At 68.6% G+C, this 25,939-nt stretch carries 30 protein-coding genes; 20 read left to right on the top strand and 10 right to left on the bottom strand.

Annotated elements, in window-relative coordinates; all coding sequences use genetic code 11:
* Positions 1-40 precede the first annotated feature (40 nt).
* Positions 41-676: a TetR/AcrR family transcriptional regulator gene (locus tag ABIC28_RS14255; RefSeq protein WP_269589612.1), complete on the top strand. Its 636-nt coding sequence runs from the start codon at positions 41-43 to the stop codon at positions 674-676.
* Between the two features lie 15 nt (positions 677-691).
* Here ABIC28_RS14255 and ABIC28_RS14250 read toward each other — a convergent pair whose 3' ends face one another.
* Together ABIC28_RS14250 and ABIC28_RS14245 are read right to left on the bottom strand one after the other, a co-directional pair.
* Positions 692-1,366 (bottom strand): DUF305 domain-containing protein, encoded by a 675-nt coding sequence (locus ABIC28_RS14250; protein WP_097211773.1) that lies wholly within the window; start codon positions 1,364-1,366, stop codon positions 692-694.
* Positions 1,363-2,862: an LVIVD repeat-containing protein gene (locus ABIC28_RS14245; RefSeq protein WP_245222156.1), complete on the bottom strand. Its 1,500-nt coding sequence runs from the start codon at positions 2,860-2,862 to the stop codon at positions 1,363-1,365. The genes ABIC28_RS14250 and ABIC28_RS14245 overlap by 4 nt, the downstream gene beginning before the upstream one ends.
* Before the next feature lie 221 nt (positions 2,863-3,083).
* On the opposite strand from ABIC28_RS14245, the gene ABIC28_RS14240 reads away from it, so the two are divergent.
* Positions 3,084-3,653: a TetR/AcrR family transcriptional regulator gene (locus ABIC28_RS14240; protein WP_097211823.1), complete on the top strand. Its 570-nt coding sequence runs from the start codon at positions 3,084-3,086 to the stop codon at positions 3,651-3,653.
* A 4-nt stretch (positions 3,654-3,657) separates the two neighbouring features.
* On the opposite strand, the gene ABIC28_RS14235 is transcribed toward ABIC28_RS14240, so the two are convergent.
* Positions 3,658-4,257 (bottom strand): helix-turn-helix domain-containing protein, encoded by a 600-nt coding sequence (locus ABIC28_RS14235; RefSeq protein WP_097211822.1) that lies wholly within the window; start codon positions 4,255-4,257, stop codon positions 3,658-3,660.
* A 134-nt stretch (positions 4,258-4,391) separates the two neighbouring features.
* On the opposite strand from ABIC28_RS14235, the gene ABIC28_RS14230 reads away from it, so the two are divergent.
* From ABIC28_RS14230 to ABIC28_RS14200, 7 genes are all read left to right on the top strand, one after another.
* Positions 4,392-5,840 (top strand): MFS transporter, encoded by a 1,449-nt coding sequence (locus ABIC28_RS14230; RefSeq protein WP_354579448.1) that lies wholly within the window; start codon positions 4,392-4,394, stop codon positions 5,838-5,840.
* Positions 5,841-5,971: 131 nt separating this feature from the next.
* Entirely contained in the window at positions 5,972-6,391 is a 420-nt protein-coding gene (locus tag ABIC28_RS14225) for a YciI family protein (RefSeq protein WP_097211770.1), read from the top strand.
* Positions 6,392-6,409: 18 nt separating this feature from the next.
* Positions 6,410-7,693, top strand: a complete 1,284-nt coding sequence (locus ABIC28_RS14220; protein ID WP_354579445.1) for an RNA polymerase sigma factor — start codon at positions 6,410-6,412, stop codon at positions 7,691-7,693.
* 180 nt (positions 7,694-7,873) lie between these two features.
* On the top strand, positions 7,874-8,647 hold the full coding sequence (locus ABIC28_RS14215) for an IclR family transcriptional regulator (protein ID WP_097211768.1): 774 nt from the start codon (positions 7,874-7,876) through the stop codon (positions 8,645-8,647).
* Entirely contained in the window at positions 8,644-9,894 is a 1,251-nt protein-coding gene (locus ABIC28_RS14210) for a CaiB/BaiF CoA transferase family protein (RefSeq protein ID WP_257017472.1), read from the top strand. The genes ABIC28_RS14215 and ABIC28_RS14210 overlap by 4 nt, the downstream gene beginning before the upstream one ends.
* Positions 9,891-10,760 (top strand): citryl-CoA lyase, encoded by an 870-nt coding sequence (locus ABIC28_RS14205; RefSeq protein WP_269589619.1) that lies wholly within the window; start codon positions 9,891-9,893, stop codon positions 10,758-10,760. Before ABIC28_RS14210 ends, ABIC28_RS14205 begins: the two co-directional genes overlap by 4 nt.
* A gap of 51 nt (positions 10,761-10,811) precedes the next feature.
* Positions 10,812-11,324 (top strand): hypothetical protein, encoded by a 513-nt coding sequence (locus ABIC28_RS14200; RefSeq protein WP_269589620.1) that lies wholly within the window; start codon positions 10,812-10,814, stop codon positions 11,322-11,324.
* A 43-nt stretch (positions 11,325-11,367) separates the two neighbouring features.
* On the opposite strand, the gene ABIC28_RS14195 is transcribed toward ABIC28_RS14200, so the two are convergent.
* Positions 11,368-12,060 (bottom strand): TetR/AcrR family transcriptional regulator, encoded by a 693-nt coding sequence (locus ABIC28_RS14195; RefSeq protein ID WP_097211820.1) that lies wholly within the window; start codon positions 12,058-12,060, stop codon positions 11,368-11,370.
* A gap of 116 nt (positions 12,061-12,176) precedes the next feature.
* Between ABIC28_RS14195 and ABIC28_RS14190 the strand changes: the two genes are divergently transcribed.
* Positions 12,177-12,896, top strand: a complete 720-nt coding sequence (locus ABIC28_RS14190) for a DUF4386 domain-containing protein (RefSeq protein WP_354579441.1) — start codon at positions 12,177-12,179, stop codon at positions 12,894-12,896.
* Positions 12,897-13,086: 190 nt separating this feature from the next.
* Positions 13,087-13,998 carry a VOC family protein gene (locus ABIC28_RS14185; protein WP_354579439.1) on the top strand — a complete coding sequence of 304 codons (912 nt, stop codon included), beginning with the start codon at positions 13,087-13,089 and terminating at the stop codon, positions 13,996-13,998.
* Positions 13,999-14,070: 72 nt separating this feature from the next.
* Here the strand turns inward: ABIC28_RS14185 and ABIC28_RS14180 are convergent, their stop codons facing one another.
* On the bottom strand, positions 14,071-14,535 hold the full coding sequence (locus ABIC28_RS14180; protein WP_097211763.1) for a MarR family winged helix-turn-helix transcriptional regulator: 465 nt from the start codon (positions 14,533-14,535) through the stop codon (positions 14,071-14,073).
* Between the two features lie 217 nt (positions 14,536-14,752).
* A complete protein-coding gene (locus ABIC28_RS14175) occupies positions 14,753-15,559 on the bottom strand; it encodes a helix-turn-helix domain-containing protein (protein ID WP_354579437.1) in 807 nt (268 codons plus the stop codon).
* Between the two features lie 146 nt (positions 15,560-15,705).
* On the opposite strand from ABIC28_RS14175, the gene ABIC28_RS14170 reads away from it, so the two are divergent.
* Positions 15,706-15,930 carry a putative antibiotic biosynthesis monooxygenase gene (locus tag ABIC28_RS14170; protein WP_354579435.1) on the top strand — a complete coding sequence of 75 codons (225 nt, stop codon included), beginning with the start codon at positions 15,706-15,708 and terminating at the stop codon, positions 15,928-15,930.
* A gap of 146 nt (positions 15,931-16,076) precedes the next feature.
* Positions 16,077-16,709, top strand: a complete 633-nt coding sequence (locus ABIC28_RS14165) for an NAD(P)-dependent oxidoreductase (protein WP_354579433.1) — start codon at positions 16,077-16,079, stop codon at positions 16,707-16,709.
* Positions 16,710-16,782: 73 nt separating this feature from the next.
* Here ABIC28_RS14165 and ABIC28_RS14160 read toward each other — a convergent pair whose 3' ends face one another.
* On the bottom strand, positions 16,783-17,271 hold the full coding sequence (locus ABIC28_RS14160; protein ID WP_097211759.1) for a MarR family winged helix-turn-helix transcriptional regulator: 489 nt from the start codon (positions 17,269-17,271) through the stop codon (positions 16,783-16,785).
* A gap of 50 nt (positions 17,272-17,321) precedes the next feature.
* Between ABIC28_RS14160 and ABIC28_RS14155 the strand changes: the two genes are divergently transcribed.
* From ABIC28_RS14155 to ABIC28_RS14140, 4 genes are all read left to right on the top strand, one after another.
* Positions 17,322-18,095: an SDR family NAD(P)-dependent oxidoreductase gene (locus ABIC28_RS14155; RefSeq protein WP_269589628.1), complete on the top strand. Its 774-nt coding sequence runs from the start codon at positions 17,322-17,324 to the stop codon at positions 18,093-18,095.
* Between the two features lie 62 nt (positions 18,096-18,157).
* On the top strand, positions 18,158-18,892 hold the full coding sequence (locus ABIC28_RS14150) for a hypothetical protein (protein ID WP_269589629.1): 735 nt from the start codon (positions 18,158-18,160) through the stop codon (positions 18,890-18,892).
* Positions 18,889-19,698 (top strand): SGNH/GDSL hydrolase family protein, encoded by an 810-nt coding sequence (locus ABIC28_RS14145; RefSeq protein WP_354579430.1) that lies wholly within the window; start codon positions 18,889-18,891, stop codon positions 19,696-19,698. Before ABIC28_RS14150 ends, ABIC28_RS14145 begins: the two co-directional genes overlap by 4 nt.
* Before the next feature lie 30 nt (positions 19,699-19,728).
* Positions 19,729-20,604, top strand: coding sequence for an alpha/beta fold hydrolase (locus tag ABIC28_RS14140; RefSeq protein ID WP_354579428.1), 876 nt, complete (start codon positions 19,729-19,731; stop codon positions 20,602-20,604).
* 6 nt (positions 20,605-20,610) lie between these two features.
* Here ABIC28_RS14140 and ABIC28_RS14135 read toward each other — a convergent pair whose 3' ends face one another.
* Positions 20,611-21,468 carry a helix-turn-helix domain-containing protein gene (locus ABIC28_RS14135; RefSeq protein WP_354579426.1) on the bottom strand — a complete coding sequence of 286 codons (858 nt, stop codon included), beginning with the start codon at positions 21,466-21,468 and terminating at the stop codon, positions 20,611-20,613.
* A 145-nt stretch (positions 21,469-21,613) separates the two neighbouring features.
* Between ABIC28_RS14135 and ABIC28_RS14130 the strand changes: the two genes are divergently transcribed.
* On the top strand, positions 21,614-22,207 hold the full coding sequence (locus tag ABIC28_RS14130; protein WP_354579424.1) for an NADPH-dependent FMN reductase: 594 nt from the start codon (positions 21,614-21,616) through the stop codon (positions 22,205-22,207).
* A 1-nt stretch (position 22,208) separates the two neighbouring features.
* Here ABIC28_RS14130 and ABIC28_RS14125 read toward each other — a convergent pair whose 3' ends face one another.
* Together ABIC28_RS14125 and ABIC28_RS14120 are read right to left on the bottom strand one after the other, a co-directional pair.
* A complete protein-coding gene (locus ABIC28_RS14125) occupies positions 22,209-22,955 on the bottom strand; it encodes a thioesterase family protein (RefSeq protein WP_269589634.1) in 747 nt (248 codons plus the stop codon).
* An 84-nt stretch (positions 22,956-23,039) separates the two neighbouring features.
* Positions 23,040-23,660 carry a TetR/AcrR family transcriptional regulator gene (locus ABIC28_RS14120; protein WP_354579422.1) on the bottom strand — a complete coding sequence of 207 codons (621 nt, stop codon included), beginning with the start codon at positions 23,658-23,660 and terminating at the stop codon, positions 23,040-23,042.
* A gap of 162 nt (positions 23,661-23,822) precedes the next feature.
* Here ABIC28_RS14120 and ABIC28_RS14115 point away from each other — a divergent pair, with 162 nt between their 5' ends.
* Complete coding sequence (locus tag ABIC28_RS14115) at positions 23,823-24,773, top strand: metal-dependent hydrolase (protein WP_269589636.1); 951 nt, start codon at positions 23,823-23,825, stop codon at positions 24,771-24,773.
* Complete coding sequence (locus ABIC28_RS14110) at positions 24,773-25,933, top strand: hypothetical protein (RefSeq protein ID WP_354579419.1); 1,161 nt, start codon at positions 24,773-24,775, stop codon at positions 25,931-25,933. The genes ABIC28_RS14115 and ABIC28_RS14110 overlap by 1 nt, the downstream gene beginning before the upstream one ends.
* Positions 25,934-25,939: the final 6 nt, after the last annotated feature.

Below are 25,939 nucleotides of genomic sequence, written 5' to 3'. Positions count from 1 at the left end.
TCTGTCCAGCTCCGACCTCAGGCAACCCAGGGAGTATCGCGTGGCAAGCGAAGATCGTCGGGTTCGTAGGAGTCGCGGACTCCTACGGGACGCGCTGGTGTCATTGACCCTGGAACGTGGGTACTCGGCCGTCACGGTCGAGGACATCACCGAGCGAGCAGACCTCGGCAGGGCCACCTTCTACACCCACTTCCCGGACAAGGACGCCCTGCTCGCACAGGTGGTCACCGGCCTGATCGATGATCTGCAGGAGCGCCTTCGCTCGCTGACCCCAGAATCGTCGGTGGGGTTCACCGGAAGGCCGGTACTCGAGATCTTTCGGCACGCAGCCGAGGAACGCGACATCTATCGAATGATCCTGCGGGGCGAGGGGGACGGCCGTGCATTGCGGCGGTTCGTCGACGACTGCAGCGCGGCAGCGGCGGAGATGTTCGGGGCCAGGGCCACGGCACTCGGCGTCACCCCGCGCATGGACCTCACGGTGCTGTCGCGGGCATGGGTAGGGGAAGTGGTCGGCGTGCTGCAGTGGTGGCTCGACCTCGACCCACCACCCCTCACGCCCGAGGAGGTCACCGAGATGCTCCTGAACCTGTCCCTGCGGGGTCGGTACTGGGCGGCCGGGTTCGACGATGGAGACATGGTCGGCTCCGGCTCGGACCCCGACGCCGTCCAGTAGCGGCGGTCGGCTCGCCTATCCGAGGGGTTGGGCACCCCGCTGATCGAGCAGGGCCGTCATCAGCCCGGTCTCCGAGCCCTGTTCCAGAATCATGCTGCGCGCGGTCTGCTTGACCGGGCCTTCGTCGAGCAGATGGTCTGCGGCCTGGGCCATGGCGATCCCGCCGAGGTGGTGGCGTTGCATCAGTTGCAGGAACAGCGTTTCGGCGTCGCGGCCGCGGGCGGTGGCGAGGGCATCGAGCTCGGCGGTGGTGGCCATGCCGGGCATGAGCGCCGCCGGTTGGTCCGCCGGCGGGTCCGCGGGCGGGACTGTGGCGCGATGCGTATGGGCGCCGCCGGTTTCGTGGTCGGCGCCCATCCAGGCCATCGGCGCGGGGTTGGCGGCGGTGACGCCCGCGAGTCGGAGCCAGCCCATCAGAGTGCCGACCTCGATGCGCTGGGCGTCACCGATCTGCTGGGCGAGGCGCGCGACGCCCGGATCGATCCCGGGGTCCAGCCGCTGGACCATCATCAGCGCCTGCTGGTGATGCCCCGCCATATCCTGGATGAAGCCGATCTCGGTGTCGTTCAACACCGTTGTGGAGACCTGTGGTTCGTCGATGACGAGTGGGCGGAGCGCCGCGCCCAGAGCGAGGAAGAGCAGCGCCGCCGCCCCGAGCGCGGCGACCCGAATGCAGGTTGCCTTCGTCATGATCCGAGCGTGGACTTCTGGTTTGCGGGCGGGTCATAGACGTCGTTGTCGAGTTGCAGGGCCATGAATCCGTTGTCGGAGCAGGTGACCCAGAGCTGGGTGCCGCGCCACTGCGGCGGCGAGAAGCACCAGTCGGTGGTCAGGTCGCCGCCCGCGATCATCCCGGTGCGCGAGGTGAGCGCCTCGTCCATGTTGAACTTGCCCTGCTCCTTGGCCTGCATCGCGGCCGAGATGCTGAGCGCCGGGATTCCCAGGACCGACGCCAGCGCGTGCGGAGAGTTCCAGCGTTCGAGGTTGCGGCCCTTCATCGCGGGCGGGTTGTAGTAGGCGATCTCCCGCACGTCGAAGGGGTCACTGACATCGAACACCCGGATTCCCGAGGAGCTCCAGCCGCAGGCGAGGGCGGTCGGGTTGGTCGGCCGGTCCGCCGCGCAGTAGTGCGACTCATAGCCGAATGCCGAACCGCCGGAAGCGGACCCGATGGCCGAGTCCTGGTTCTCCGGGAGGTTGATCTCGAGCTTGATCGTATTGACGATCCGGGGGTTGGCGTCGTCGGAGACGTCGATCAGCTTCACCCCGCCGGAACCGCCCTCGTTTGGGGTGAACAGGTAGGGCGTGCCGTCGTAGGTGACCGGGACGCTGTGCTGCGTCGCCATGCCATCGGTCCAGGTCAGCTGAGCGAGCTGGGGGACCTGGGGATTGGGATCGCGGCGTTGCACCGCGCTGGTGTCGAGAACCGTGATGCCACCGCCGTTGTCCGACAGGTACATCCGGTTGCCGTCGGGGGTCATGCCGAACCCGTGGGCGGACTGGCCGATCAGGCCCTGCCAGATGACGTGTGGGTTGGCCGGGTCGGTGAGGTCGACGGCGCTGACCACACTCGGGGCGATTCCCGAAGACCAGTAGGTGTTGCCGTCGGGGGAGAAGCCGCCTTCGTGGGAGGTGATGGGCAGCGGCATCTGCAGGTTGGTGCCCGGGCCGGGGTTCAGCAGGCGCGGGTGGGCGCAATCGGAGATGTCGTACACCGAGAGCAGGCCGTTGCCGGTGAGCGCGGGGACGCCGGTGCCGACCAGGAGCTTGCGCTTCTCGTTGACCTTCAGGCTCTCCCAGGTGCCCGCGAGCATGGCGGGTTCGGTCAGGTTCGCGGTGGGGACGGGGTGGGCCGGGTCGGACACGTCCAGGACCTGTACGCCGGGAGAGGGGCCGAGCAGGTCGCCGGGGAAGATCGTGCCCAGGTAGGCGCAGTGGTCGTAGGAGGCCGAGACGATGCCTGCCCCACGCCCCGCGAATCCACCGAGTGCGGAGGCGTTGCAGCGGTATCCCTGAGTGCTGCGGCCGTTGTCGCGCTCGGCGGCGGGGACGTCGCCCTGCAGTCCGGTTTCCGGCAGTGAACCCGGGCCGCAGTCCGCGAGCGCTGCCGTGTTGGTGGCGACGGCGTGCTCCTCGAGCACCTTGCCGGGCGCGTCCGACTGGGGTGCGGCGGCGCCGCTGACCATGGGCAGCAACAGTGCCGCGGCAGCGGCGAGAGTGGCAGCTCGGCCGGCACGCACCACATTCCTGGAGTTCACGCTTTGTTTCCCCTCTAACCGGACACCGTTGTCCGGATGGTTCTGTAGTGTGCGTCACACCGGTCGTCGAGTCAAGCTTCGAATCACCGTTCAGTGCACTGCTCGCGGCGGCCGATGTCCGAAATGTTCACCTCCGTAGGGTGGTCGGCGTGAACACATCGCACCGAGTCAATCGAGGCCCCAAGGCCGCGGCGGGAAACCGTGCGGCGCTGGTCGATGCGGCGCGACGGGTGTTCGCCGAGAACGGCGTCGACGCGCCGCTGAGCCTGATCGCGCGCGCCGCCGGGGTCGGCCAGGGCAGCCTCTACCGCCATTTCCCGAACCGGGAGAGCATCATCCTGGCGGTGTTCGAGGACAACATCGCCGAGATCGAGGAACTGGCAGCCCGGCCGGAATCGACGCTCGACGAGGTCCTCGAGTTCATCGTCGAGCAGATCACCGCCTCAACGGCATTCGTCGCGATGCTCATCCCTGCCGGACTGGAGGACCCCCGGCTCGTCGAGGTCAGTGTGCGGTTCACCGACCTGCTGGTCGGGAAGGTCGAGGGTGCTCGCCGGGCCGGCGCCATCGCGCCTGAGGTGGAGGCGGCAGACGTGGTGTTGGCGCTGGCGATGTTCGCGCCCATCCTGCTCCAGAGCGACGAGGACTCCCGCCGTGACACGGCCGACCGGGCGTGGCGGTTGTTGCGGCGCGGGCTGGGGGCCAAACCGATCCGGTAGATCCTCAGCAATCCTGATGATCTTGGGCCGCATGTTCTTTCGGCCGTGCGCGCACGTGGGCCCGCTCGCCCTGCGGCCCGAACAGGTGGAGGATCTCGACCGCCTGATAGCCAGCCGGGCCGAACCAGTGCGGCTCGCTGGTGTCGAACTCGGCGACCTCCCCGGGACGCAACAGCACCTCGCGCTCGCCGAGGATCAGGCGCAGGTCACCCGCGAGGACATACAGCCACTCGTACCCGGCATGGGTGACCAGCTTTGGTGTGCACGGCCCGATCACCTGCTTGAAGACCTGAACCCGGCCCGGGTAGTTGGTCAGCGAGATGACGACGCTGCCGTTGCGGCGTCGCCGCGGTGTGAGGTGGACGCGCGGATCGCCGGTGGCCGGAGCCCCGACGAGCTGGTCGAGCGCCACCCGATGCACCCGGCCAAGGGGAACAAGAAGATCCAGGGTCGGGCGTCGCTTGCCCGACTCGAGCCGTGACAGCGCACTGACGGAGATGCCGGTCGCGGCGGAGAGCGTCTCGAGGGTCATGCCGCGATCGCGGCGGAGCGAGCGCAGTCGCGGTCCGACGTCGGCGAGCATCTGCTCCAGCTCGGTGTCCATGCCGCCCATCTTTGCAGTCCTCGCAAATTTCCTACCGGGTTCGAGGGATCGACTGCGACGATCCCCCCGACGAATGGGGATCGGCGCAGCGGGGGATCCGCGCGGTCCGGACGAACCGACCGGAGGAACTGATCGTGCGACCTCAGCCTGGAATCAGCACCACGAACCTGCCACCGCATCCGCGGCAGGACCCCTCGACGGGACCGGTCGACCCCGGGGGCAGCAGCGGCAGGAGGGGCTGGGTGGTGCTCGCCATCTGTTGCCTGAGCCTGTTCGTGGTCGGGCTGGACACGACGATGGTCAACGTGGCCCTGCCTGCGATCGGACAGGACCTGAACGTCGGCACATCCGGCCTCGAGTGGACGGTCAACGCCTACACACTGGTCCTGGCGAGCCTGCTGATCTCCTCCGGGGCGGTGGCCGATCGGGTAGGGCGACGACGGGTCTTCCAGCTCGGGCTGCTCGTATTCGGCGTCGCGTCCGCCGCGTGTGCCTTGGCGCCGTCCATCGGTCTCCTGATCGGGGCACGGGTCGTGCAGGGCGTCGGCGGGTCGATGCTCAGCCCGGTCGCGTTGGCGATCGTGGTCAATGTGATCACCGATCCCAGGGAGCGGGCCAGGGCGATCGGTGTGTGGGCGGCGGTCTTCGGCGTCAGCATGGCCGCGGGTCCCGTGACCGGTGGCGCGCTGGTCGAGAGCCTCGGCTGGCGATCGGTGTTCTGGATCAACGTGCCGGTGGTCGTGGCCGTCCTGCTGTTGACCGCGTTCTTCGTCCCGGAGTCGAGGGGCCAGCGGCCAAGAAGGCTCGACGTGCCCGGCCAGCTGCTGCTCGTCGTCATGGTCGGTGGCGCGGTGGCGATGCTCATCGAGGGTCCGCGAATCGGATGGGTCTCCCCCGTCGCGCTGATCGGATACGCGGTGGTCGCCGCCGCCACCGCAGGTTTCGTGTGGACCGAGTCCCGGCGGCGCGAACCCCTCATGGATCTCGGACTGTTCCGGCGAAAGCCGTTCACCGCAGCCGTTGTCGGCGCCGTCGTGGTGTTCGTGGCGTTGAACGCGACCTTGCTGCTCGGCACGCTCTACCTGCAGGATGCGCGGGGGATGAGCGCCTTCGCCGCGGGCGCCGTCACTCTGCCGATGGCCCTTGGCGCCACGGCCTGCGCGCCGCTGTCCGGGATCCTCGTCGGACGCGTAGGCGCTCGGCGCCCGCTGCTGATCGCCGGTACCTTCACCACCCTCGGTGGCCTCTGCCTGGTGTCCCTGGACCAAGACACCAGCATCCTGGTGTTGCTGTTGGCCTATCTGCTGCTCGGCATCGGGTTCGGATTCTCGAACGCCCCCACCACCAACACCGCGGTCAACGGCCTGCCCGCCGACCGTTCGGGGGTTGCGGGTGGGCTCACCTCGACTGCACGCCAATTCGGCGCCGCCCTCGGCGTTGCCCTCGCGGGCGGCGTCATCGCCACCGCCGCCCCCGCGGATCTCGCTCATGCCTCCCGGCCCGGCTGGATCCTCGTGGCCTGCTGCGGACTGCTGGTGCTCCTCGTCGCCCGGGTGTCGCCGACGGCAGGGAAGTCGAGCTGACCGACCCTGCGCCGGCCCGAACTCGGATCGCCGCGAAAAAAAGTTCGTGGCGGTGTCGATCCACGTCCTTCCCCGTTCGACCTATGGATGAGAGGGTCCGAGAGGGACCCGGACCACCGAGGGAGACAACGATGAAGTACATGCTGATCATGCGAGCCACCGACGAGGCCTTCGCGGGAATGATGAACACCGACTTCAACGAGATGCTCGAGACCGTCGGCAAGTACAACGACGAGATGATCAGGGCCGGGGTGCTGCTCGCCGCGGAGGGGCTCGACGATGCCGCCGAGGGTGTGGTCGTCGACCACTCCTCGGAGCAGCCCGTGGTCAGCGATGGTCCGTACGGCGAGACCAAGGAGCTGTTCGGCGGCTTCTACCTCCTCAACGTGGCGTCGAAGGAGGAGGCCATCGAGTGGGCGAAGCGGTCGCCGATCACCGGCCCCGGCTTCAAGACCGAGATCCGCAGGGTCCCTACGATCGACGAGTTCCCGCAGGACAACGAGTGGATCAAGAAGGAGCGGGCGTGGCGCGAGGCCACCGGCCAGCTCTGAGCGGATCGGCGGGCGAGGGTGGATCACACCGGGCGTGAGGCCGTCGCCGCCGTCTGGCGGATCGAGTCCGCGCGGATCGTCGGCGCGCTCGCGCGGTACACCGGCGACTTCGCGCTGGCCGAGGATCTCGCCCAGGAGGCGCTGGCCGAGGCGCTCGTGACCTGGCCGCGCGACGGCGAACCCCGCAACCCCGCAGGGTGGCTGCTCACCGTCGGCCGTCGCCGCGCGATCGACGCATTCCGCAGGCGCTCCGCCCTCGACGTCAGGTACGCCGCCCTTGCCAAGGACCTGGGCGAGGGCGGCGCCGTCTCGGGGAGCGCACCGGTCGACCCGGCCAGGGACGCCGAGGACGTGCTGTGGGATCCGGACCAGATCGACGACGACGTGCTCGCGCTGATGTTCATCTCCTGCCACCCCGTGCTGTCGCGGGAGGCGAGGGTGGCGCTCACCCTGCGGGTGGTCGGCGGCCTGACCAGCGACGAGATCGCCAGCGCGTTCCTCGTCCCCACCGCGACCGTTCAGGCCCGGATCACCAGGGCGAAGAAGACCCTCGGGGCGGCTCGGGTGCCGTTCGAGGTGCCGTCGGCGCAGGAGCGCGCCGAGCGGCTCGGCTCGGTGCTCAGCGTGGTCTACCTGATCTTCACCGAGGGGTCCTCGGCCACCTTCGGTGGCGACCTGATCCGTTTCGACCTCGCGAGCGAGGCGCAGCGGCTCGCGCGGGTGTTGGCCAGGCTGGTGCCGAACGAGCCGGAGGCCCAGGGCCTGCTGGCGCTGCTCGAGCTGACCGCGGCACGCTTTCCCGCCCGCACCGGGTCAGACGGCGAGCCGGTGCTGCTCGAAGACCAGGACCGCCGCCGCTGGGACCGCGCCGCGATCCGTCGGGGACGCGCCGCCCTGGCGAGGGCGGAGCGGGTCGGCAGGGGACTGGGCGCCTACGGTCTGCAGGCGGCGATCGCCGAATGTCATTCCGTCGCAGCATCGGTCGACGCGACGGACTGGGAGCGCATCGTGCTCATCTACGAGGCGCTGGGCAGGCTCTCTCCGTCGCCGGTGGTCGAGCTCAACCGCGCGGTGGCTGTCTCGATGGCCCAGGGCCCCGCCGCGGCGCTGCCGATCGTTGACGAGTTGGCAGCGGCCGGGGCGCTGTCGACCTCGCACCTGCTGCCGACCGTTCGAGGCGAGCTGCTCACCAGACTGGGACGCGCCGAGGAGGCACGCACCGAGCTCCAGCTCGCAGTTCGGTTGTGCGGCAATGCGCGCGAGCGGGCGGTGCTCGAACGCAAGCTCGCCGGCCTCGGCTGACGGCTCGGCCTCCACGTGTCCGGGTTGGCCGGATTGTCGTGATTTACTCGTAAGAGCGAGAGCTACAGCCTCCCGGAGCGAGCGCACCCGTCACCGAGTGACCGATCGCGACCCGCGGTGACGACAATTTAGAACCGCACAATGGTTCTGTGAAACCGGCTAGCGGTCTACTGTGAGGTGATGGCCGAAGCGGGACTGGCGGCGGACAAAGTGGACGGCGGGGTGCGCAGCATCGCCCGGGCGGTCGACGTGCTCCGGTTGTTCGACCTCGATCATCCGCGCCGCACGCTGCGCGAGATCGTGGCGCTGACCGGCCTGCCGAAGACCACCGCGGTGCGGGTCTTGGCCACCCTGGACGGACTCGGTCTGATCGTCGATCTAGGCGACTCCAGCTGCAGCCTGGGCGCGGGTTTCCTGCGCTGGGTCGATCTCGCGGGGTCGCTGTGGGAAGTCGGTGCGGACGCGCGGCGCGTCATGACCCGTCTCGTCGACATGTGCGGTGAAACGGTCAACGTGTACATCCGCCGGGACCTCAGCCGGGTCTCGATCGCGCAGGTCGAGGGAACCGCAACCGTGCGCAGCGTGGTGAAGACCGGCGTCCCGTACCCCCTCGAGTCAGGGGCTGCCGCGAAGGTCCTCCTCGGCGGAGCGTCCGAGTCGGTCCTGCGTCACCTCGTCGGGCGCCCGGACCGCGATCTCGACTCGCTTCGCCGCGAAGTGCTCGGCATCAGACAGGCCGGATACGCGGTGACCCACGGCGAGCGTGAACTGGGCGCCTCGGCCGTCGCGGCGCCCATCCTGTCTGCCGACGGACGCGTGCTGGCGGCGCTGTCCATCGGTGGTCCCACCTCCCGATTCACCGCCGATCGGGTGGGGCGCTATGTCGACGCGGTCACCGAGTCCGCGGCGGAGATCAGCAGCATCGGTCTGGGAAGTGTGGAGGCGTTCCTGTGAACGAAGAGCACGAACACGACATCGACGGCGGGGGCTCGGACGCGAGCGTCGGACTGCTCGCGGGCATCCGCGTCCTGGACATGACGAACGTCCTCGCAGGCCCGTTCGCCGGTTATCAACTCGCGCTCATGGGCGCCGACGTCATCAAGATCGAGACACCAGGGACCGGTGATCTCGCCCGCCAGCTCGGCGACAGCGCCGAGCTGAGCAGCGAGCGTCTCGGGACCTCCTTCCTGGCGCAGAACTCCGGAAAGCGTTCTGTCACGGTCAACCTCAAGACCGCAGGCGGCAAGGAGGTGTTCGAGAGGCTGGTGACGCGAGCGGACGTCCTGATCGAGAACTTCCGACCCGGTGTGCTCGAACGACTCGGATTCGGTTGGGGCCGGTTACGTTCCATCAATCCCCGTCTTGTGTACTGCGCCGTCTCCGGATTCGGCGCCGACGGACCCATGCGGACCAGGCCCGCCTACGACCAGGTCGTCCAGGGGCTGTCCGGGATCATGTCGGTCACCGGCACTCGCGACACCGCGCCACTGCGGGTCGGGTACCCGGTGTGCGACAGCTTCGGTGGGCTCGCCGCGGCCTTCGCCGTGTCCTCGGCGCTGGTGCGTCAACAGCGCACCGGGCAGGGCGCCTACCTCGACACCTCGATGCTCGACGCCGCCCTCACCTCGATGGGATGGGTGGTCTCCGATCACCTCATCGCCGGCCGCGAACCGACTCCGATGGGGAACGAGAACATCACCTCGGCGCCGTCCGGCACCTTCCGCACCGCCGACGGAGCCCTCAACATCGCCGCGAACAAGCAGGAACAGTTCGAGATCCTGTGCCGAATCCTCGACCGTCTCGAGCTTGTCGACGATCCGCGCTTCGCCACCCGCGAGGACCGCAAGCTCAACAGGGACGTGCTGCGCGAGGAGCTCGAGACATCGCTCAAGGCCAAGTCGGCCGCGGAATGGGACGAGATCTTCCTGGGCGCCGGAGTCCCCGCTGCCCCGGTGGTGTCGGTACCCCAGGCCCTGTGTTCGGAGCAGGTCGCCCGTCGCGGCCTGGTTGCGACCGTCGAGTCGCCTGCTGCCTGCGGCGGCACCCTGCAGGTCCTCGGGCTTCCCACACATGTCGACGGACATCCGGTGTCACCCTCCTCTCCGGCGCCGAGGCTGGGCGAGCACACCGACGAGATCCTTGCCGAGATCGGCTACGGTCGGTCCGAGATCGTCCGTCTCCGTGAGGATCACGCGATATGAGCGCCGGGCGCGATGACGCGCTGTCCCGCACCGGCACCCGTGATGTCGTCGACTGGTGGTCCACCGCGATCAGCGACATCGAGCCGGGCGTCATCCGTCTGCGTGGGTACCCCATCGAGCAGCTCATCGACGGGATCGGATTCGTCGAGATGATCTGGCTCATGGTGCGCGGCGACCTACCGACGCGTGCGCAGGCGTCGCTGCTGGGGAAGGCGCTGGTGTCCGCGGTCGACCATGGTCCGCAGGCGCCATCGATCGCTGCGGCCCGCATGGCCGCGACCTGCGGGGTCGGCCTGCACGGCGCCATCTCGACGGGAGTGGGCCTGCTCGGCGACGACCACGGCGGCGCCGGGCAGCAATGCGTGGAGGTACTCGACGGGATCCGCCGAGCCGCCCTCGACGGTGCGGGCCTGGGGCAGGCCGTGCGGCGTTCCCTCGACGAGTTCGCGTCCGACCGCCGCTACGTGCCCGGTTTCGGGCACCGCTTCCACCCACGAGACCCCAGGCGTGACCCCCTGCTCGCCGCGGTGCGGCGTCATGTCGAGCTCGGCACGGTCTCCGGGGAGCATCTCGTCGTCGCCGAGGAGATCGAACGGCAACTCGCGCAACGTCATGACCGCCCGGTGCCGATGAACATCGACGGCGCCACCGCGGTCATCTACGCGGAGCTCGGGTTCGCGCCGGAGCTGGCCCGCGGCCTGTTCATCCTGTCCCGATCGGTCGGGATCCTCGCGCACTCCTGGGAAGAGCGCGAGGGCGGTCGCCGCATCAAGGGGCCGCTGCCGCCGCCGCTGCTCGCCGCCTATGTCGGGCCTGGTGAACGGGCGGTGCCCCTCGGCGAGAATGCCGAGCACCCCGCTGGCTAGCCTGGGTGGGTGGCCGGAAACTCAAGCTTTCGAATCACTCGCCTGAGAACGTTGATCGAGCATCCACGAACCGGCGCCGGCGAACGAGCCGCGGCGCAGCGGATGCTCGACCGGATCCTGACGAAGTCCGTCAAGGACGGCGCCGGCGACCGCACGCACGGTGCGCGGCACGATCGAGTCGGCCGGCATGCGGGTCTCTCGCACATCGCGGACGCGATCCGCGACGACATCGCCTTTGCGCGAGTGGTCTTCGCGACAGCTACTGCGCCGGGGCAGCTGGCCGTGCACGATCCGATCCGCGATGCCCCTCCCGGGATCTCCTACCTCGTCGAGACGCCGCACGATGCCGGCGTCGTCATCACGATCGACGACGTCCCGCGGGAGTGGGGGTGGGTGTCCGAGGACGGCATCGAGACCGTCAGCCCGGCGTTGCGGGCGCTCGCCGACGAGTTGGCCGAGATCATGAAGGGCTACAACCGCGGTGGTGCGGACGCCGAGCAGCGGTTCTTCGGAAGTGTTCGCGTCGACGGCGAGACGCTGGTGTGGGGGTCACCGGGCTGCTGACGTTGCCACGGCGTGGGGGGACCGACTGATTCCGACGGCGCGCCTAGGCGGGTGTCTGGCCGGAGCCCCAGCCCTGTCGGTGTAGCCGCTCGACACCGTCGAGCAGGAGGTCGATGGTGAACTCGAACTCGAACTGGTCGTCGCAGCCCGTGCCCACCACCGAATGCTCGTCGTGCGGGTGGCTGGCGGCGACCGCCGCGATATGGGGGTAGGCCTCGGCCAGCTGCGCGGCGGCGGCCGCGGGGACTTCTTGATCGGCGGGTTCGTCGAAGAGCTCCTGGGTGAACCCGAAGATGCGGCTCCCCAGTGCGTGCATCACGTGATGGGTGAGGTCGACGGACAGGCCGCCGGCGGTGAAGGTCGCGATGGTGGAGTCCATGTAGGCCAGCACCGCCGGGGTCGGGGCGGTCCTCGATTCCATGACGCGTCGCGCCCACGGGTGCCGGAGCAGCATCGCGCGCGCGGACAGGATGCGGGATCGGATCGCGTTCCGCCACGGCAGGTTTGGGTCCGGGACATCGATCTCGGTCACGACGGTGTCCACCATCGCGTCGAGGAGCTCGTCCTTGTTGGACACGTGCTTGTAGAGCGCCATCGGGACCACTCCCAGCTCCTGCGAGAGCCGGCGCATGTTCACCGCCTCGATCCCGTCCGAGTCGGCCAGGGCAATGGCGGTGGCCAGCACGCGATCTCGGTTCAGGGGCGTGCGGCGGGTCTCCGCCTTGCTGCGGGCCATCGGCTCCGTCCTCTCCTGCGTGCCACCCGCCATCGGTTGACAGGTGTACTTCGTACACCTTAGCGTTCTGGCCGATGGTGTACTACGTACACCTCTGGACTCAAGGGAGTGGCGCAATGACCTCAGCAAGAAGGACCGCAATGGCCGCCGGTGTGTTGTTCCTGGTCACCGAGGTCTCGGCGATCGCGGGGCTAGCCCTCTATCAGCCGGCGCTCTCGGATCCCGGCTATGTCGGCGGCGCCGGTGCCGACGGCCGGGTGCTGCTGGGCGCCCTCTGTGAACTCATCCTGATCGCAGCCATCATCGGCACGGCCGTCACGCTGTATCCGGTCATCCGCAGGCAGGGCGAGGGAATGGCCCTCGGTCACGTCGCCGGCCGGATCCTCGAGGCCGCGATCATCACAATCGGCATCGTCAGTGTGCTGGCGCTGGTGACCCTGCGGCGGGACGGCGCGGCCGCGGGCGCGGGCGAGGGCGCGCTCGTCGCGGTTGGGCAGGCGCTGGTCGCAATCCATGACTGGACGTTCCTGCTCGGCCCGAGCGTGGTGCTGGGCATGAACACCCTGTTGCTGGCCTACCTGGTGTACCGGTCCGAGCTCGCGCCCCGGCCCATCGCCGTGCTCGGGCTCGTCGGTGGCCCGCTCGTCACCGCCTCCGCGATTGCCGGTCTGTTCGGGCTCTATGGCCCTGCCGCCCATGCGATCTCCGCGCTGCCGGTGTTCGCGTGGGAGGTCAGCTTTGCCGTCTATCTGATCACCAAGGGCTTCAAGTCTGTTCCCGTCCGCGACCGCGCCGTTGGCTCGGGCGGCATACGCCTCGAGCCGTTGGCAGTGTGAGTTCCGTGCCGTTGGCGATGGACCGATGGTCCGGCGGCCGGCTGCAAATAGTTAACTATTGGCATTGCCAATCATTGGCTGGCATGTGTACCGTCGCTTTCGGCATACCAAACGTCGGGCATGAGGCGACTGCTCAGTTGGGCAGGTAGGACTGACGCGGTCGCGGCCCTCGAGTGAAGGAGTCGGGCGCATGATTCAAGAGCTGTCCTACATCGGCATCGGTTCGCCCCGGTCCGAGGAATGGCGGACCTACGGGACGGAGCTCCTCGGAGGGATGCTTGCTCCGGACGGGGCAGACGGCGCCGTTCGTCTCGCAGTTGACGACATCAACTACCGGATTGCGATCCACCCTGGCGAGGAGGATGAGTTCCGTTACGCAGGATGGGGAATGGCGAATGAAACCGACCTACATGCATTCGTGGACCATCTCGAATCACGCGGGGTTCTGGTTCACGCGGGTGATTCGGAACTCCTCGCAGAGCGAGAGGTTGCCGAGCTGGCATGGTTCGAAGACCCCTGGGGGATTCGGCATGAGCTGACGTGGGGAAAGGTGGCAACGCCCCTGTCGTTCTCGACTGGCCGGACGATGCGCGGGGGATTCGTCACGGGCGATCAGGGGCTCGGGCATGTTGTGTTTCAGGTTCCGGACATCGAGAAGGCCAATGAGTTTTATGTCGATGTTCTCGGTTTCCGGCTTTCGGATCGGATCACGACCAAGTATTTCAGCGTGCGCTTCTATCACATCAACGGTCGCCATCACTCGCTCGCGTTGTCGGAGTTCCCTGGTCACGTTGGGTTCAATCATCTGATGCTCGAAGTCGAGCATATGGATGACCTTGGCCGTCTGATCGACCTACTCGACACTTACGACACCGACGTGATGCAGTCCCTTGGCAGGCACACCAACGACCTCATGACCTCTGTCTACATCGGGAGCCCATCGGGATTGCAGATCGAGTATGGATTTGGGGGGTTGACGGTCGACGACTTGAGTTGGGTTGCTCGGACTTACGGCAGGCCCAGCTATTGGGGGCACAAGCTCTCTGATGTCGCGAAGTCTCGCCTGCCGGGAATCGTCAAGCCCATCCCTGCTGGTGTCTAGCGGCAATGACGTTCGGCATGCCCGATGTCCACGCCGAGCGTCCAACGTCGCCAAACTCTGCGGTGCACGGAGCTATCGTGCGGCGCTGACCTCGGCGGCCGCGTCATAGATTCGAGCGGAGAGCTTGTCGAGGAACGTTCGATCCCGGGCGGTCAGGGAAGCGAATATGGTTGCTTCCACCTCGTCCAGTGCGTTGTCCGCCTCAATCAGCTTGGTGCGGCCGGCTTTGGTGATTGTCACGATCTGGCGGCGCCGGTCAGCGGGATCGCGCTCCCGAACGATGAACTGGCTCTGTTGCAGGCCGTCGAGATAGGACACGATGTCGCCCGGGTCGATTACGACGCGAAGTGCGAGTTCCTTTTGGTGTGAAGGGCCGAGTTCGTGCAGCGTGCTGAGGATAGCGTGCTGGTTCGGCAGCAACCCAGTGCCTGCCAATGTGTCGGCATAGCATTGGCGAACCCGTAAAGCCGCTCTAACCAGCACGTACCCTGGCCGACTCGAAAGCTGGGGTGTGCTGGAGTGGTCAGACGAACTCATGCAGGCATTATAGGGATGTCAAGTATTGGCGTAGCCAATAATTGGTTGACCTGTTGATGGGCGGGTTGGCATGGGGGCGGTAGGCGATGGAGCGTGCGTCGGCCGCCGGCCGTCGAGTGTTGCAGGCCAGGTTCCGGCAGTCGATGAGCCAACCTGAAGCACCCCATGCGGTTACGCGGGAACGAGCTGATATTCCGTTGCTTCCCGTGACGGTGCACTACTCGGTGGATGTGGTGTCACGGGCGCCTGTGTAGATGGAGAGCCGTAGCCCGTCGTCGGGTAGGTGCAGCGTCTCGAAGTCGAAGGTGACTGATCCGAGATCTGGATGGTCGAATGACTTGGTTGTGTGCCGTCGTGGGCCGACGGCATGGTCCCTCCAGAGCCGATGGAATGTCGGGTCGGCTGACTCGAGATCTGTCACCAGTTCTCGCAAGTGGGGGTCGGACGGGCAGTGAGCGTTCATGGTCCGTAATTGCGCGACGCTGGAGCGTGCGGTGGATTCCCAATCGCGGAACAGCGTGCGGGCTGCCGGGTGAGTGAAAATGTAGCGGACGGTGTTGCGTCGGTTCGGTTGCCACAGGCCGATTCCGTGGAACAGAGACAGGCCTTCGGGGTTCGCGGCGATCATGTCGCTGACCCGGTTGAGGACGTATGCCGGCGAAGGCCGCAACGCTGTCAGGATCGCATCGATGGCGGGACGCACTGAGGGGGCGGGCGCCGGGGGTGTGGTTGCTCGTGGTTCGGCGGCGTGCGCTGCCAAGCGGTGCAGGTGGCATTTGTCGTCGGTGCTCAGCCGTAGTGCCCGGGCGAGACTCTCCAGCACGGCGTGCCCGGGTCGACGTTCCCGGCCCTGCTCGAGGCGCGTGTAGTAATCGAAACTGACGCCCGCGATCGTTGCCAACTCCTCGCGCCGCAGCCCAGGGGTGCGGCGCAGGCCTGGCCCCACAGACAGTCCGACGTCGGCCGGCAGAAGGAGTGATCGCCGCGATCGGAGGAAGGCGCCGAGAGGCCCAGATGTGCTCACGCACCGAATTCTGCCAAGTCCAGCGACAGATGAAGGTCGCTGTCCCTGGCCGTGTCACTGCTAGGAAGGCCACGGTCTTCAACATCATCGCGTGAGGTTCAAGACTCGGGTGCGTAGGAACGCCATCGATGAACTTGGAGGTTTTGTTGACGACCACGAATAGCGCACCGCGCCGATGGAAGGTGTGGCTGCTGACGGTGTGTGGCATCTACCCGATTCTGGCCGTGCTCGGGGCTGTCCTGACGCCCCTCATGGATGGTGCGCCGATGCCGGTGCGGTTGGCCGTGAGCGTGTCGTTTGCGGTCGCTTCCATGGTGTGGGTCATCAACCCGTTCACCGCCCGATATCTGAGTGGGTGGCTGTGCCGTTGACGCCACGCGGTGCCTTGAACCGGTATCCGGAGATGGCGGAATGCGAGCGCAGGGCTGCCCGCCGCACGCTGTCTCTGTTCTCATGCGTGATTGATCGGTCTATGATTCAGTAATGTGAATCATTTACTGCTGCGATCGGAGTTGCGATGGACCTGTTGATGGCCGGGGTGACCGGCGGCACGGGGAAGCTGGCGTTGGACCGGGCGCTGGACGCCGGGCATCAAGTGGTGGCGGTCGCCCGTAGGCCGGAGGCGGTGGCGGCCCGGCCGGGGCTGCGGGTGATCGGGGGCGACGTGCTGCAGGGCGGGCGGTGGCAATCGGAGGTCGGCGACTGCCGGGCCGTCCTGTCCTGCCTGGGCAGCACGGATCGCAAGCATCCGACCACCGTCTACTCGCAGGGAACCGCGAACCTGTTGGCGGCGCTGGACGGCGGGCCGGAGCGGCGGCTCGTCTGTCTGTCCTCGGCGGGCCTGGAGATCGCACCCGACACCCCGTGGGCCCAGCGCATGGTGACCCGGCTGGTGATCCAGCCGCGGTTCCGGCACGGCTACGCCGACATGGCCCGGATGGAGGAGTTCGTCTCGGCGCAGGACGTGCGGTGGACCATCGTCCGGCCGCCGATGCTGACCGACGCAGCCTCGACGGGTGAGGCCCGCGCGGCGGTGAATCGGCACCTGGACAAGCCGCGGTCGATCAGCCGCGCCGCCCTGGCCGACTATGCGGTGCGGATCCTGGAAGACCCCACGACCTGGAAGGGCACGGTCGAGGTCTCGGCCTGACCGAAACGTCGGCCCTGCGCCGCGCGACGCTTTCCGTTGCGCGGCGCAGGCGGGTGGGGCCGGCGCGGGCCGCTCAGGACTGGGCGCGATAGCCGGGGTGCACGTCCGGCTCGATGCCGTGACTGGTGGCCACCTTCGCCAGCAACTCGCCGAGGGTGCGTCGCTCCTCGGCCGACAGCGCCGCGACCAGGTCAGCCTCGTGTGCCTCGCCGATCTCGCGCATCTGCGCCATCACCGCGCGGCCGCCCACCGACAGGTGCAGTTCGTAGTTGCGACGATCCCGGGCGCTGCGTTGACGCTCCACCAGCCCCTTGGCCTGCAGTCCGTCCACCAGCGCCACCACCCGACTCGGCACCACGCCGAGCTTGGTCGCCAGCGCCTGTTGGCTCATTCCCGGATCGGTCGCGATCAGCCGCAGCAGGCCGACGTCGCTGGGCTGCAACTCCAGTGCGGACAGTCGCTCCGCGAATCGGGCGGTGGCGTACATGCCGAGCTGGGACAACAGGAAGCTCACCCGCTGCGCGGGCGGTCGGAACGGCTGCGCCGCGGGGTCGGTGGCCATGCCCGCACCATACCATTGACACTCAATCATTCTGTGCTATGAATGATTGCATGACTGGAATTAATGAGCTCAACCAAGCCGACCTCACCGGTCGGGTGGCGTTGGTGACCGGCGCGTCCGGATCGATCGGGGCCGCGGTCGGTCGCGCCCTCGCCGACCGCGGCGCGGCGGTGGCCCTGCACGGTCGTACCGAAGATCGGCTGACCGCACTGGTCCAGCAGATCCGCGGGTCCGGCGGCACGGCCACCGCTCACCTCGGCGACGTGCGCGACCCCGACCACCTGGCGGAGCTGACCGAACGGGTGTCCGCGGACCTCGGGCCGATCGACATCGCGGTCCCGCTGGCGGGCGGCGCGGGCGCGCCGGAACCGTCGGCGGAGATGGGCGCGCAGCGCTGGCGGGAGATCGTCGATCTCGACCTGACCTCGACGTTCCTCACCCTGCGGGCCGTGCTGCCAGGGATGGTCGAGCGCGGCGACGGGCGGATCGTCACGGTCGCCTCCAGCGCCGGACGCCGGGCCTCGCAGGCCAACGCCGCCTACGCCGCGGCCAAGGCGGGCGTGGTCATGCTGACCGAGCACCTGGCAAAGGAGCACGCAGGCAACGGCATTCGGGTCAACTGCGTGGCGCCGTCCATCGTGGAGACCGCCACGCTGCGGCACCGAATGCCCGCCGCCCAGCTGGCCGCCGTGGCCGGACACGTGCCGCTGCGCCGCATCGGTCAACCCGCCGACATCGCCGAGACCGTCGCGTTTCTCGTCTCGGACGCGGCGGGCTGGATCACCGGGAACACCATCGACATCACCGGAGGGATGACGCTGTGAACGAGAACGCGAGTGATACGAGGAGCGCCGTCGGCCCGCGACCGAGCGGACCGTCGGGCGGCGTGCAAACGCTCGACCGGGCGCCGGGACCGGTGGCCGGGAGGCGGCCGCAGGACGGACCGCCGCTACCACCGGTGGCGATCGCCGCCGTCGCCCTGTTCATGGCCTCGCTGGTGCTACCGATCGTCCTGGGCGGCGGGGCCGTCTACCCGTCGCCGTTCGCCCCGGCGGAGGAGATCGTCGCCTACTTCCGGGACCACTCGGACCAGGTGCTGGTCGCCAGCCTGCTGCAGTTCGCCGCCTCGCTGCCGCTGGCCGTCTTCGCCGCGGTCGTGTCGGTTCGGCTGGGCCGGCTCGGCGTGCAGGCACCCGGTCCCCGGATCGGTTTCGGGGGTGGCGTCCTGGCCGCGGCTGCGCTGGCGATGTCGGCCGGCTTCAGCTGGGCATTGACCCGGCCTGAGATCCTGGCGCACGACGAACTGATCCGGCTGCTGCACGATCTTGCCTTCGTCACCGGCGGGGCCGGGTTCGTGGTGCCGCTTGGCCTGCTCGTGGCCGGCATCGCCGTGCCCGGGCTGCTGGCCCGGTTGCTGCCCCGGTGGCACGCCTGGGCGGGCCTGGTGATCGCGGCGGTGGCGATGGTCGCGACGCTGTCCGTGGCGTTGCCGGGCCTGTCGATCCTGCTGCCGATAGCCCGGTTCCCGGCCTTCGCCTGGATCGTGTCGGCGGCCTTCCTGCTACCGCGCCGGCGGGCCCGGCGCGGCGAAACCACTGCGAATCAAGGGAGTTCACGATGAGCAATCCGATGTTGCCCAAGCTGGTGCGATTTCAGCGGCCGGACCGGGCGCTGCCATGGGCGCGGCCGGACCGGGCCACCGAGGCTGCGGTGTTCGGCACCGACCTCGCGGGATACGAGGCCGCACTGGCCGACCTGGATCGGCAGCGGGACGAGGCCGCGGACCGGCTGGCCGCGGACGCGGGGGTGGCGGATCGGTTGCGCCGCCTGCCGTTCACCGCGGGGGAGCGCATCGTGGCGATCGGCGAGAGCACCACCGCCGACCGGTTGTCCTGGTTCGAGGTGCTGCGCACGCTGATCGACCGGCACCGGCCGGACCTCGGATTGGAGCTGATCAACCTCGCGGTGTCGGGGGCGTCCACCACGGTGACGCTGGCCGGACTGGCCGGGATCCGCAGGCAGCCGGCCGATCGGGTGTTCATCCTGTTGGGCGGCAACGACATCCAGCGGTGTGGTGTCGACGGGCCGCGGCTGGTCAGCGAGGCTGAGACCGAGCGGAACCTGCGGCTGCTCCGTGAGCGAGCGTCCGGCGATGCGGCGCACTGGATCTGGCTGACCCCGCCGCCGGTGGACGAGGCGGCCGTCGCCGCGTTCCCCTTCTTCGGCGGCGCCGGACTGCACTGGTCCAACGACGACGTCCGACGCACCGCCGGTGCGGTTCGCCGGATCGCGGGGGACCGGGATCTGGTGATCGACACGAGCCCGGCCGTCACGGGACCCGAATCGTTGCTCGAGGACGGGGTCCATCCGCAGGCCGCGGCCCAGGCGGCCGTGGCCGGCCTGGTCTTGGATGCATTGACCCGGTGACGAGGTAGCGGATGGGCCAGGATGGTCCGCATGCGTGAGATCACCCTCGACCTCGACGAGGTCCGGCTGCGGGCCCTGACCTGGGGGCCCGCAACCGGCCGGCTGGTGGTGCTGCTGCACGGCTTCCCGGATACCGCGCACACCTGGCGGCACCTGGGACCCGCACTGGCCGACGAGGGTTGGCGGGTGGTCGCGCCGTTCACCCGCGGCTACGCCCCCTCGGCGGTGCCGGAGGACGGCAGCGGCCACATCGCGGCCCTGATGGACGACGCCGTCGCCATCCACGCCCGGCTCGGCGGCGGGTCCGACGCTGCGCTGATCGGACACGACTGGGGTGCGGTCACCGCCAATGCGCTGGCCGCCCACGCCGACAACCCCTTTGTCGCCGTGGCGGCGCTGTCGGTCCCGCCGTTCGCGGCACTGCGGACGCCTGCCGCGCTGCGGGTGCTCCCACGGCAGCTGCGCAACAGCTGGTACATCCTGTTCAACCAGCTCCCGCTCCTGCCGGAACGCGTCGCGGAACCGTTGGTCCGTCGGTTGTGGGCCGACTGGTCACCCGGGTACGACGCGAGCGAGGACCTGCCGGCGGTGCTGGCGGCGATCCCCGAGAGGGCACACCGCCGGGCCGTCTTCGCCTACTACCGGAACGCGGCCCGGCCGTTTCCGCGCTTGCCCGCGCGCTACCGGCGGTGGGCCGGGGCCGAGATGCGGCTGCCGGTGATCCCGATGCTGTATCTCCACGGCGAAGACGACGGCTGCCTCGATCCGCGGCTCGCCGCCCTGGTGGGGCCGAACCTCCCGCCGGGTAGCGAGGCCCACCTGATCGCGGGCGCGGGCCACTTCCTCCAGCTCGAGCAGCCGGCGGCGGTCAATGCCCGGATCCTGGAGTTCCTCGCCCGGCGGTGAGTCCCGTCAGCTCGAGACCGCGCGCAGCCCGCCGGGGCGGCGGCCCACCAGGGAATCGAGGGCGGAGGCGGTGGCGGTGTCGGCGGGGAGATGGACGATCAGGCGCAGGGCGTCGTCCGCGGGCAGATCGAGGGTCTCGTAGGCGAGTCGGAGCTCGCCGAGATCGGGATGGCGCAGCCGGGTGATGCCGGTGGCGGTGGGCAGATTGGGCACGGTCGCGACCCGGTCGGTGAATGCTGCGCCCGCGACGACGGCCAGTTCGTCGGCGAGGGCCGCGATGTGCGGGTCGGCGCGGAAGGGTCCCTGTTTGAGGGAGGCGACCAGGTCGTCGGCCACGTGGTCCCAGTCGGGATAGACGGCGCGGGCGTGGGGGTCGGTGAAGACGAACAGGGCAAGGTTGGAACGGGTCTCGTCGGCGAGCAGCCCCGTCCGTGCCATCAGCCGCCGGTAGCCCTCGGTGCAAGCGAGGATCTCGGACAGCCGGTTGACGACCACCGCGGGCGCCGGTTCCAGATGGTCCAGGAGCGCACGCACGCTCGGGCGGATCTCGCGTAGTGGATGGGTGCCGCCCATGCAGCTGAACCCGCCGTCGGCCGTCTTGGTCAAGCGGTACAGGTGGACGCGTTCACTCGGCGTCAGGTGCATCACGTCGGCGAGGGCGGAGAGCACCTGGGGTGAGGGGTGGCGGTCGCGGCCCTGCTCGAGCCGGGTGACGTACTCGACGCTCACCCCGGCCAAGGTGGCGAGTTCGGCGCGGCGCAGGCCCGGGGTGCGGCGGCGCGGACCGGTGGGCAGGCCGACCGCGGCGGGAGTCACCGCGTTGCGGCGGGTGCGCAGGAACAGCCCCAACTCGTTGTCGCTCACCCCTTGAACGGTACAAGCGTTCGAGGCGCGGAGGGTGTCCCTGCCACTACCACCCTTCCCGCGGCCTTCCTGCCGGCCGGGCCGGACACCAGGGTGGGATGTGCGGCGGCCGAGCGGTCGTCGCACATCCCGAGAGGAGAACAGCGTGTCCGACAACCTCAAGCTCGCGGTGATCATCGGCAGCGTCCGGGAGGGACGCTTCGGCCCGGTGGTGGCGTCCTGGTTCGTCGACCAGGCCCGCCTGCACGGCGAGTTCGACGTGGACGTCATCGACCTGGCCGAGGCACACCTGCCGCTGCAGCTGCCCGCGGTCCCGCCCGCCATGGACCCGCACCCGGTCCGCCCCGACGGCATGGCCGAGCTGACCGAGCGGCTGGACGCGGCCGACGCGTTCGTCATCGTCACCCCGGACTACAACCGATCGTTCCCGGCCTCGCTGAAGGCGGCCATCGACTGGCACTTCACCCAGTGGAGCGGCAAGACAGTCGGTTTCGTCGGCTACAGCGGCGCCAGCGGCGGTCTGCTCGCCATCGAGGGATTGCGTCAGGTGTTCAACGAGCTCGACGCGCACACGCTGCGCGAGTACGTCTCCTTCCCCCGCTACTACCTGCTCTTCGACGAGGACGGCGCCCCGCGTGAACCGGACGAGCCCGCTGCCGCCGCCAGGGGCATGCTCGACCGGCTGCAGTGGTGGGCGCGCGCCCTCGCCGCCGCCCGAGCGGTCCCGGCGCTCGCGTGATCTACCGGGCGAAGTCGATCTGCCTGCGGCCGTTGGACAGCGCGGTGACGACGCAGGTGCCGAGCGGTCCGGTGCGGTCGTAGAGGGTGGCGGTGCCGATCGAGACGCCCGCGGAGGTGACCGTGTTCTCGGCGCGGAGGCCGAGTTCGTACCCGACCGGGAGTCTCGACAGGGTGAGGGTCATGTCGGTGTTGATATAGCCGGCGCCGTGGGATCCCCAGTGGCAGACGTGGTTCGTGGTGTCACCGAGCACCGCGGCACGCTGGAACGGTGAGATCGGTTCGCCGTCGACGAGTGGGGGAAGGCTGTGCCATGAGGTCTTGCGGTCGGCGTTCTGGTTCGCCGCGAAGTCGTGCGTCCACTCCCGGTCGCCGCTCTTGAACAGCGGCGGCGCCCCGTCCGGGGACACGCACCCCTCCGACGGCACCGGCAGGTCCGTCTCCGGGCTCCACATGCGGCCCGCGGGCTCAGGACCGGTGGTCAGGAACACCGCCGAGGCACGTGTCCGCACCTCTCCGTCCTGCACGATGGAGGCGTCGGCGACGGTGATCCGTGTGCCCTGACGGACCACCTCGCTGCGCAGCTCGATCGGGGCGTTGAGGACCGGCCTGAACAGGTCAACGGTCATCCGGGCGGGGACGAACCCAGCGGGACAGTGCGTTTCGAGACTCCGGGCGAGCAGGCCGCACACCGCGTGTCCACCCACCTGGGTCGGCGTCCAGTGACTCACCGCGAACTCTTCCGCCACGAACAGATCTCCACGTCTGGTGAAGAAACCGACCATCGCTGCCAAACCCCCCTGTTGGATACGCCCTGCGTATATGTATGCCGTCTAACTGCCTGCGGGCGAACGTGTCTGGGCGCTGATGGCCGTTCCCAGCCAGCGGCGCAGGTAGCCCCGCAGCTCGTCCTCGCTGCGCGGCGGGTCGCTGGGCGAGATGAAGAACGACTGCATCGTCCGCAGGGCGTACTCGACGAGCTCGCGGAGCGAGTCCTCGTCGTAGCCGTGGCCCTCCCAGTCGACATCGAATCGCCGGATCATCGTCATGCCGAAGGCGCGCGCCTCGTCCGACGTGAGCCCATAGGCGCCGATGTTCGAATGGGAACCCGAGAGCATGATGCCCAGATGGGGGATGCGATGCACCTCGTCCAGCGTGTAGATCACGCCCTCGGTCATCGCCTCCGCGGGGTCATTGAGACCGTGCACATGCTCTGTCAGCCGATCGAGGAATCCGTCGACGGATGCGATGGCCGCGGCCCGCATGAGGGCCTCGGCGCTGGGGTAGTAGCGGTACACCGTCTGGCGGATCACGCCGAGCGACTCCGCGACATCCGCGATGCTGATCGCCGACCCGGTGCGCGAGATCACCTCGACCGCGGCGTCGACGATGCGGCGCGCGGCCTCGTCATCGTCGACCGGCGGCCGGCCACCCCATCCACGTCTGCGCGCCACCGAGCGGACGGTACCAGCACCGCATCCGGCCGCGGCACGAACAGCGGTGGATTCACCGAAAGTGATCATACATAGTCTCAGCTATTTGTATGATCGCTGCGAATGTGACCCCACCTGCCCTGACAGGGGTTCGCCGGCGCCAACGGAAACGAGGAATCGCGCATGACAGATCTGAAACCCCGGAAGATGGACTTCGGGTTCGAGGACGAGGACGTCCCATTCCTGTGGAACCCGGACAACCCGGCGTGGTCGAGCATGTCCAACGCGGTCTCGTTCCTGGCCATCGGCTTCGAGAAGATGATCGTCAAGCTGATCCTGCAGGCGAAGCCGCTGATCACCGATCCGGAGGTCGCGGCGGAAGCGGTCGCGTTCATGCGTCAGGAGGGTCACCACTCCACCGCCCACCGCCAGCACGTGAACGCGCTGATCCGGCGCTACCCCGGCCTGCAGAACACCCTCGACGCCGTGACCGGGGAGTTCGACCTCCTCACCGAGCGGACCTCGATCAACTACAGGCTGGCGTACACCGCCGACCTGGAGGCCACGTTCACTCCGGTGTTCAAGCTGATGCTCGACAACGAGGCCACCCTGTTCCGACCCGGCGACGACCGGGTCGCGTCCCTGTTCATCTGGCACTTCGTCGAGGAGGTCGAGCACCGCAGTTCGGCGCTGATCATCTACAACTCCGTCGTCGGCAACGAGCTCTACCGGATGCGGATGGCCGCGTCGATCTTCGCGCACGTGATGAAGGCGATCCGGATTGCGTGCGCCGGCTTCAACCAGCACGTTCCGCTGTCTGAGCGGAAGGTCGACTCGATGTCGATGTTCGCCCGGCACCGGGCCAAGCAGAAGGTGCTCACCGCTTTCGCGCCGTACCTGACCAAGGGGCCGATGCCTCGTGCGTTCGACGGCCTGCCGATCGGTGAGCAGCTCACCGCTCTGTCCGGCGCCGTTCGCAGCCAGATGCCCGGGCACAAGCCCGCACACGAGAAACTGCCCGTCCTCGCCGACGAGTGGTTCACCCGCTACGACGCCGGCTACGACTGCACCCGCTGGTACACCGCGGACTCGCAAAAGCCCGAGGCCGAGCCGGTCTCCGCGGGGGCGAACTGATGTCGGACCACTGTTCTCCCACCTTCTCGGATCTCGCTAGCCGCCTTGGCTTCTCGTGCGAGGATGCCGGTGGACTGGTCGAGGTCCGCAACCCGTTCGCGCTCGAGAACTGGACCCTGCCGGTCCTCGAGTTCACCATCGTCCTCGGGGCGGTGCTCGCGCTCGTCTACGCGGTTCTGCGGCTGCGTCGGCACGGTGATCCCACCAACCTGGTGCTGTGGTTCGGTGCCACCGCGTTCCTGTTCGTGATCGAGCCGCCGATCTACTTCCCGGCCACGTTCGGCACCGAGGACTACCTGGGCACGATGTTCGCGCACAACGTGTTCACCGTGGACTTCCTGTGGGGTCGCCTGCCGCTGTACATCGTCGCGATCTACCCGTTGATGGCCACCATCGCGTTCGAGATCGTCCGGATGCTCGGCGTGTTCCGGAAGTACGGCGTGCTCCTCGGCGCGGTGAGCGTCGGCTTCGTGCACCACGCGTTCTACGAGATCTTCGACCAGCTCGGACCGCAGCTGCGCTGGTGGGAATGGACGCTCGACAACAAGGTCAACCTGCCCTTCTTCGATTCGGTTCCGCTGCCGAGCGTCGTGGTGTTCGCGGCGCTGTGGCCGATGTCGTTGGCGCTGTGCGTCCAGTTCTTCGTCGGCAGGCACGTCGATGCGGGCCGGCACTTCTCCGGCCTGCAGTTGGTGTGGCGCACCGTGGTGATCGGCCTCGCCGCCTCGGTCGGGGTGTTCGTGCTCCCGCTCCCGGCGACAGTCTTCGGCATGGGGAGCGACACGGTCCGCGGGTTCTTCTACGCCACGGAGTTGGCCGTGCTCTCAGTCGTCGCGGTCGTGGTCCTGGTGCGGCAGTGGTCGCACCTGCGGCAGGTACCGTCGGATGCTCCCGGGTACCGGAATGTCTTCGCCCAGTGGTACGCGATCGTGTATCTCGCTGTGATGGCGGTGTTGTGGATGTCCGCGCTACCCGACTTCTTCGGCGCCGTCGACGGGTTCACCACGAACGGCGATCCGGTCGGGAACCTCTGGTACACCATCGCGTGCTTCGCCGTCGCGATCCTGTGCGTTGCCGCCACCTTCACCGTCCCGCGCGGGCAGTCGAAGGACGGCGGTGAGCCCGTGTCGGGCGAGAGCGCGGTGACGCAGCCTGCATAGGTCGGA

It is taken from the genome of Rhodococcus sp. PvR044 (assembly GCF_040548995.1).
Lineage (GTDB): Bacteria > Actinomycetota > Actinomycetes > Mycobacteriales > Mycobacteriaceae > Rhodococcus_G > Rhodococcus_G oryzae.
The sequence above is the reverse complement of the archived record's forward strand: the minus strand, read 5'-3'. Positions and strand labels throughout refer to the sequence as shown.

Coding starts and splice junctions, on each gene's coding strand:
- ABIC28_RS14145 (WP_354579430.1), top strand. CDS start 18,889: ATGAGCAATCCGATGTTGCCCAAGCTGGTGCGATTTCAGCGGCCGGAC.
- ABIC28_RS14250 (WP_097211773.1), bottom strand. CDS start 1,366: ATGACGAAGGCAACCTGCATTCGGGTCGCCGCGCTCGGGGCGGCGGCG.
- ABIC28_RS14110 (WP_354579419.1), top strand. CDS start 24,773: ATGTCGGACCACTGTTCTCCCACCTTCTCGGATCTCGCTAGCCGCCTT.
- ABIC28_RS14165 (WP_354579433.1), top strand. CDS start 16,077: ATGGACCTGTTGATGGCCGGGGTGACCGGCGGCACGGGGAAGCTGGCG.
- ABIC28_RS14245 (WP_245222156.1), bottom strand. CDS start 2,862: ATGGTCAGCGGCGCCGCCGCACCCCAGTCGGACGCGCCCGGCAAGGTG.
- ABIC28_RS14195 (WP_097211820.1), bottom strand. CDS start 12,060: ATGGCCCGCAGCAAGGCGGAGACCCGCCGCACGCCCCTGAACCGAGAT.
- ABIC28_RS14140 (WP_354579428.1), top strand. CDS start 19,729: ATGCGTGAGATCACCCTCGACCTCGACGAGGTCCGGCTGCGGGCCCTG.
- ABIC28_RS14225 (WP_097211770.1), top strand. CDS start 5,972: ATGAAGTACATGCTGATCATGCGAGCCACCGACGAGGCCTTCGCGGGA.
- ABIC28_RS14160 (WP_097211759.1), bottom strand. CDS start 17,271: ATGGCCACCGACCCCGCGGCGCAGCCGTTCCGACCGCCCGCGCAGCGG.
- ABIC28_RS14185 (WP_354579439.1), top strand. CDS start 13,087: ATGATTCAAGAGCTGTCCTACATCGGCATCGGTTCGCCCCGGTCCGAG.
- ABIC28_RS14190 (WP_354579441.1), top strand. CDS start 12,177: ATGACCTCAGCAAGAAGGACCGCAATGGCCGCCGGTGTGTTGTTCCTG.
- ABIC28_RS14215 (WP_097211768.1), top strand. CDS start 7,874: ATGGCCGAAGCGGGACTGGCGGCGGACAAAGTGGACGGCGGGGTGCGC.
- ABIC28_RS14180 (WP_097211763.1), bottom strand. CDS start 14,535: ATGAGTTCGTCTGACCACTCCAGCACACCCCAGCTTTCGAGTCGGCCA.
- ABIC28_RS14155 (WP_269589628.1), top strand. CDS start 17,322: ATGACTGGAATTAATGAGCTCAACCAAGCCGACCTCACCGGTCGGGTG.
- ABIC28_RS14115 (WP_269589636.1), top strand. CDS start 23,823: ATGACAGATCTGAAACCCCGGAAGATGGACTTCGGGTTCGAGGACGAG.
- ABIC28_RS14235 (WP_097211822.1), bottom strand. CDS start 4,257: ATGGACACCGAGCTGGAGCAGATGCTCGCCGACGTCGGACCGCGACTG.
- ABIC28_RS14205 (WP_269589619.1), top strand. CDS start 9,891: ATGAGCGCCGGGCGCGATGACGCGCTGTCCCGCACCGGCACCCGTGAT.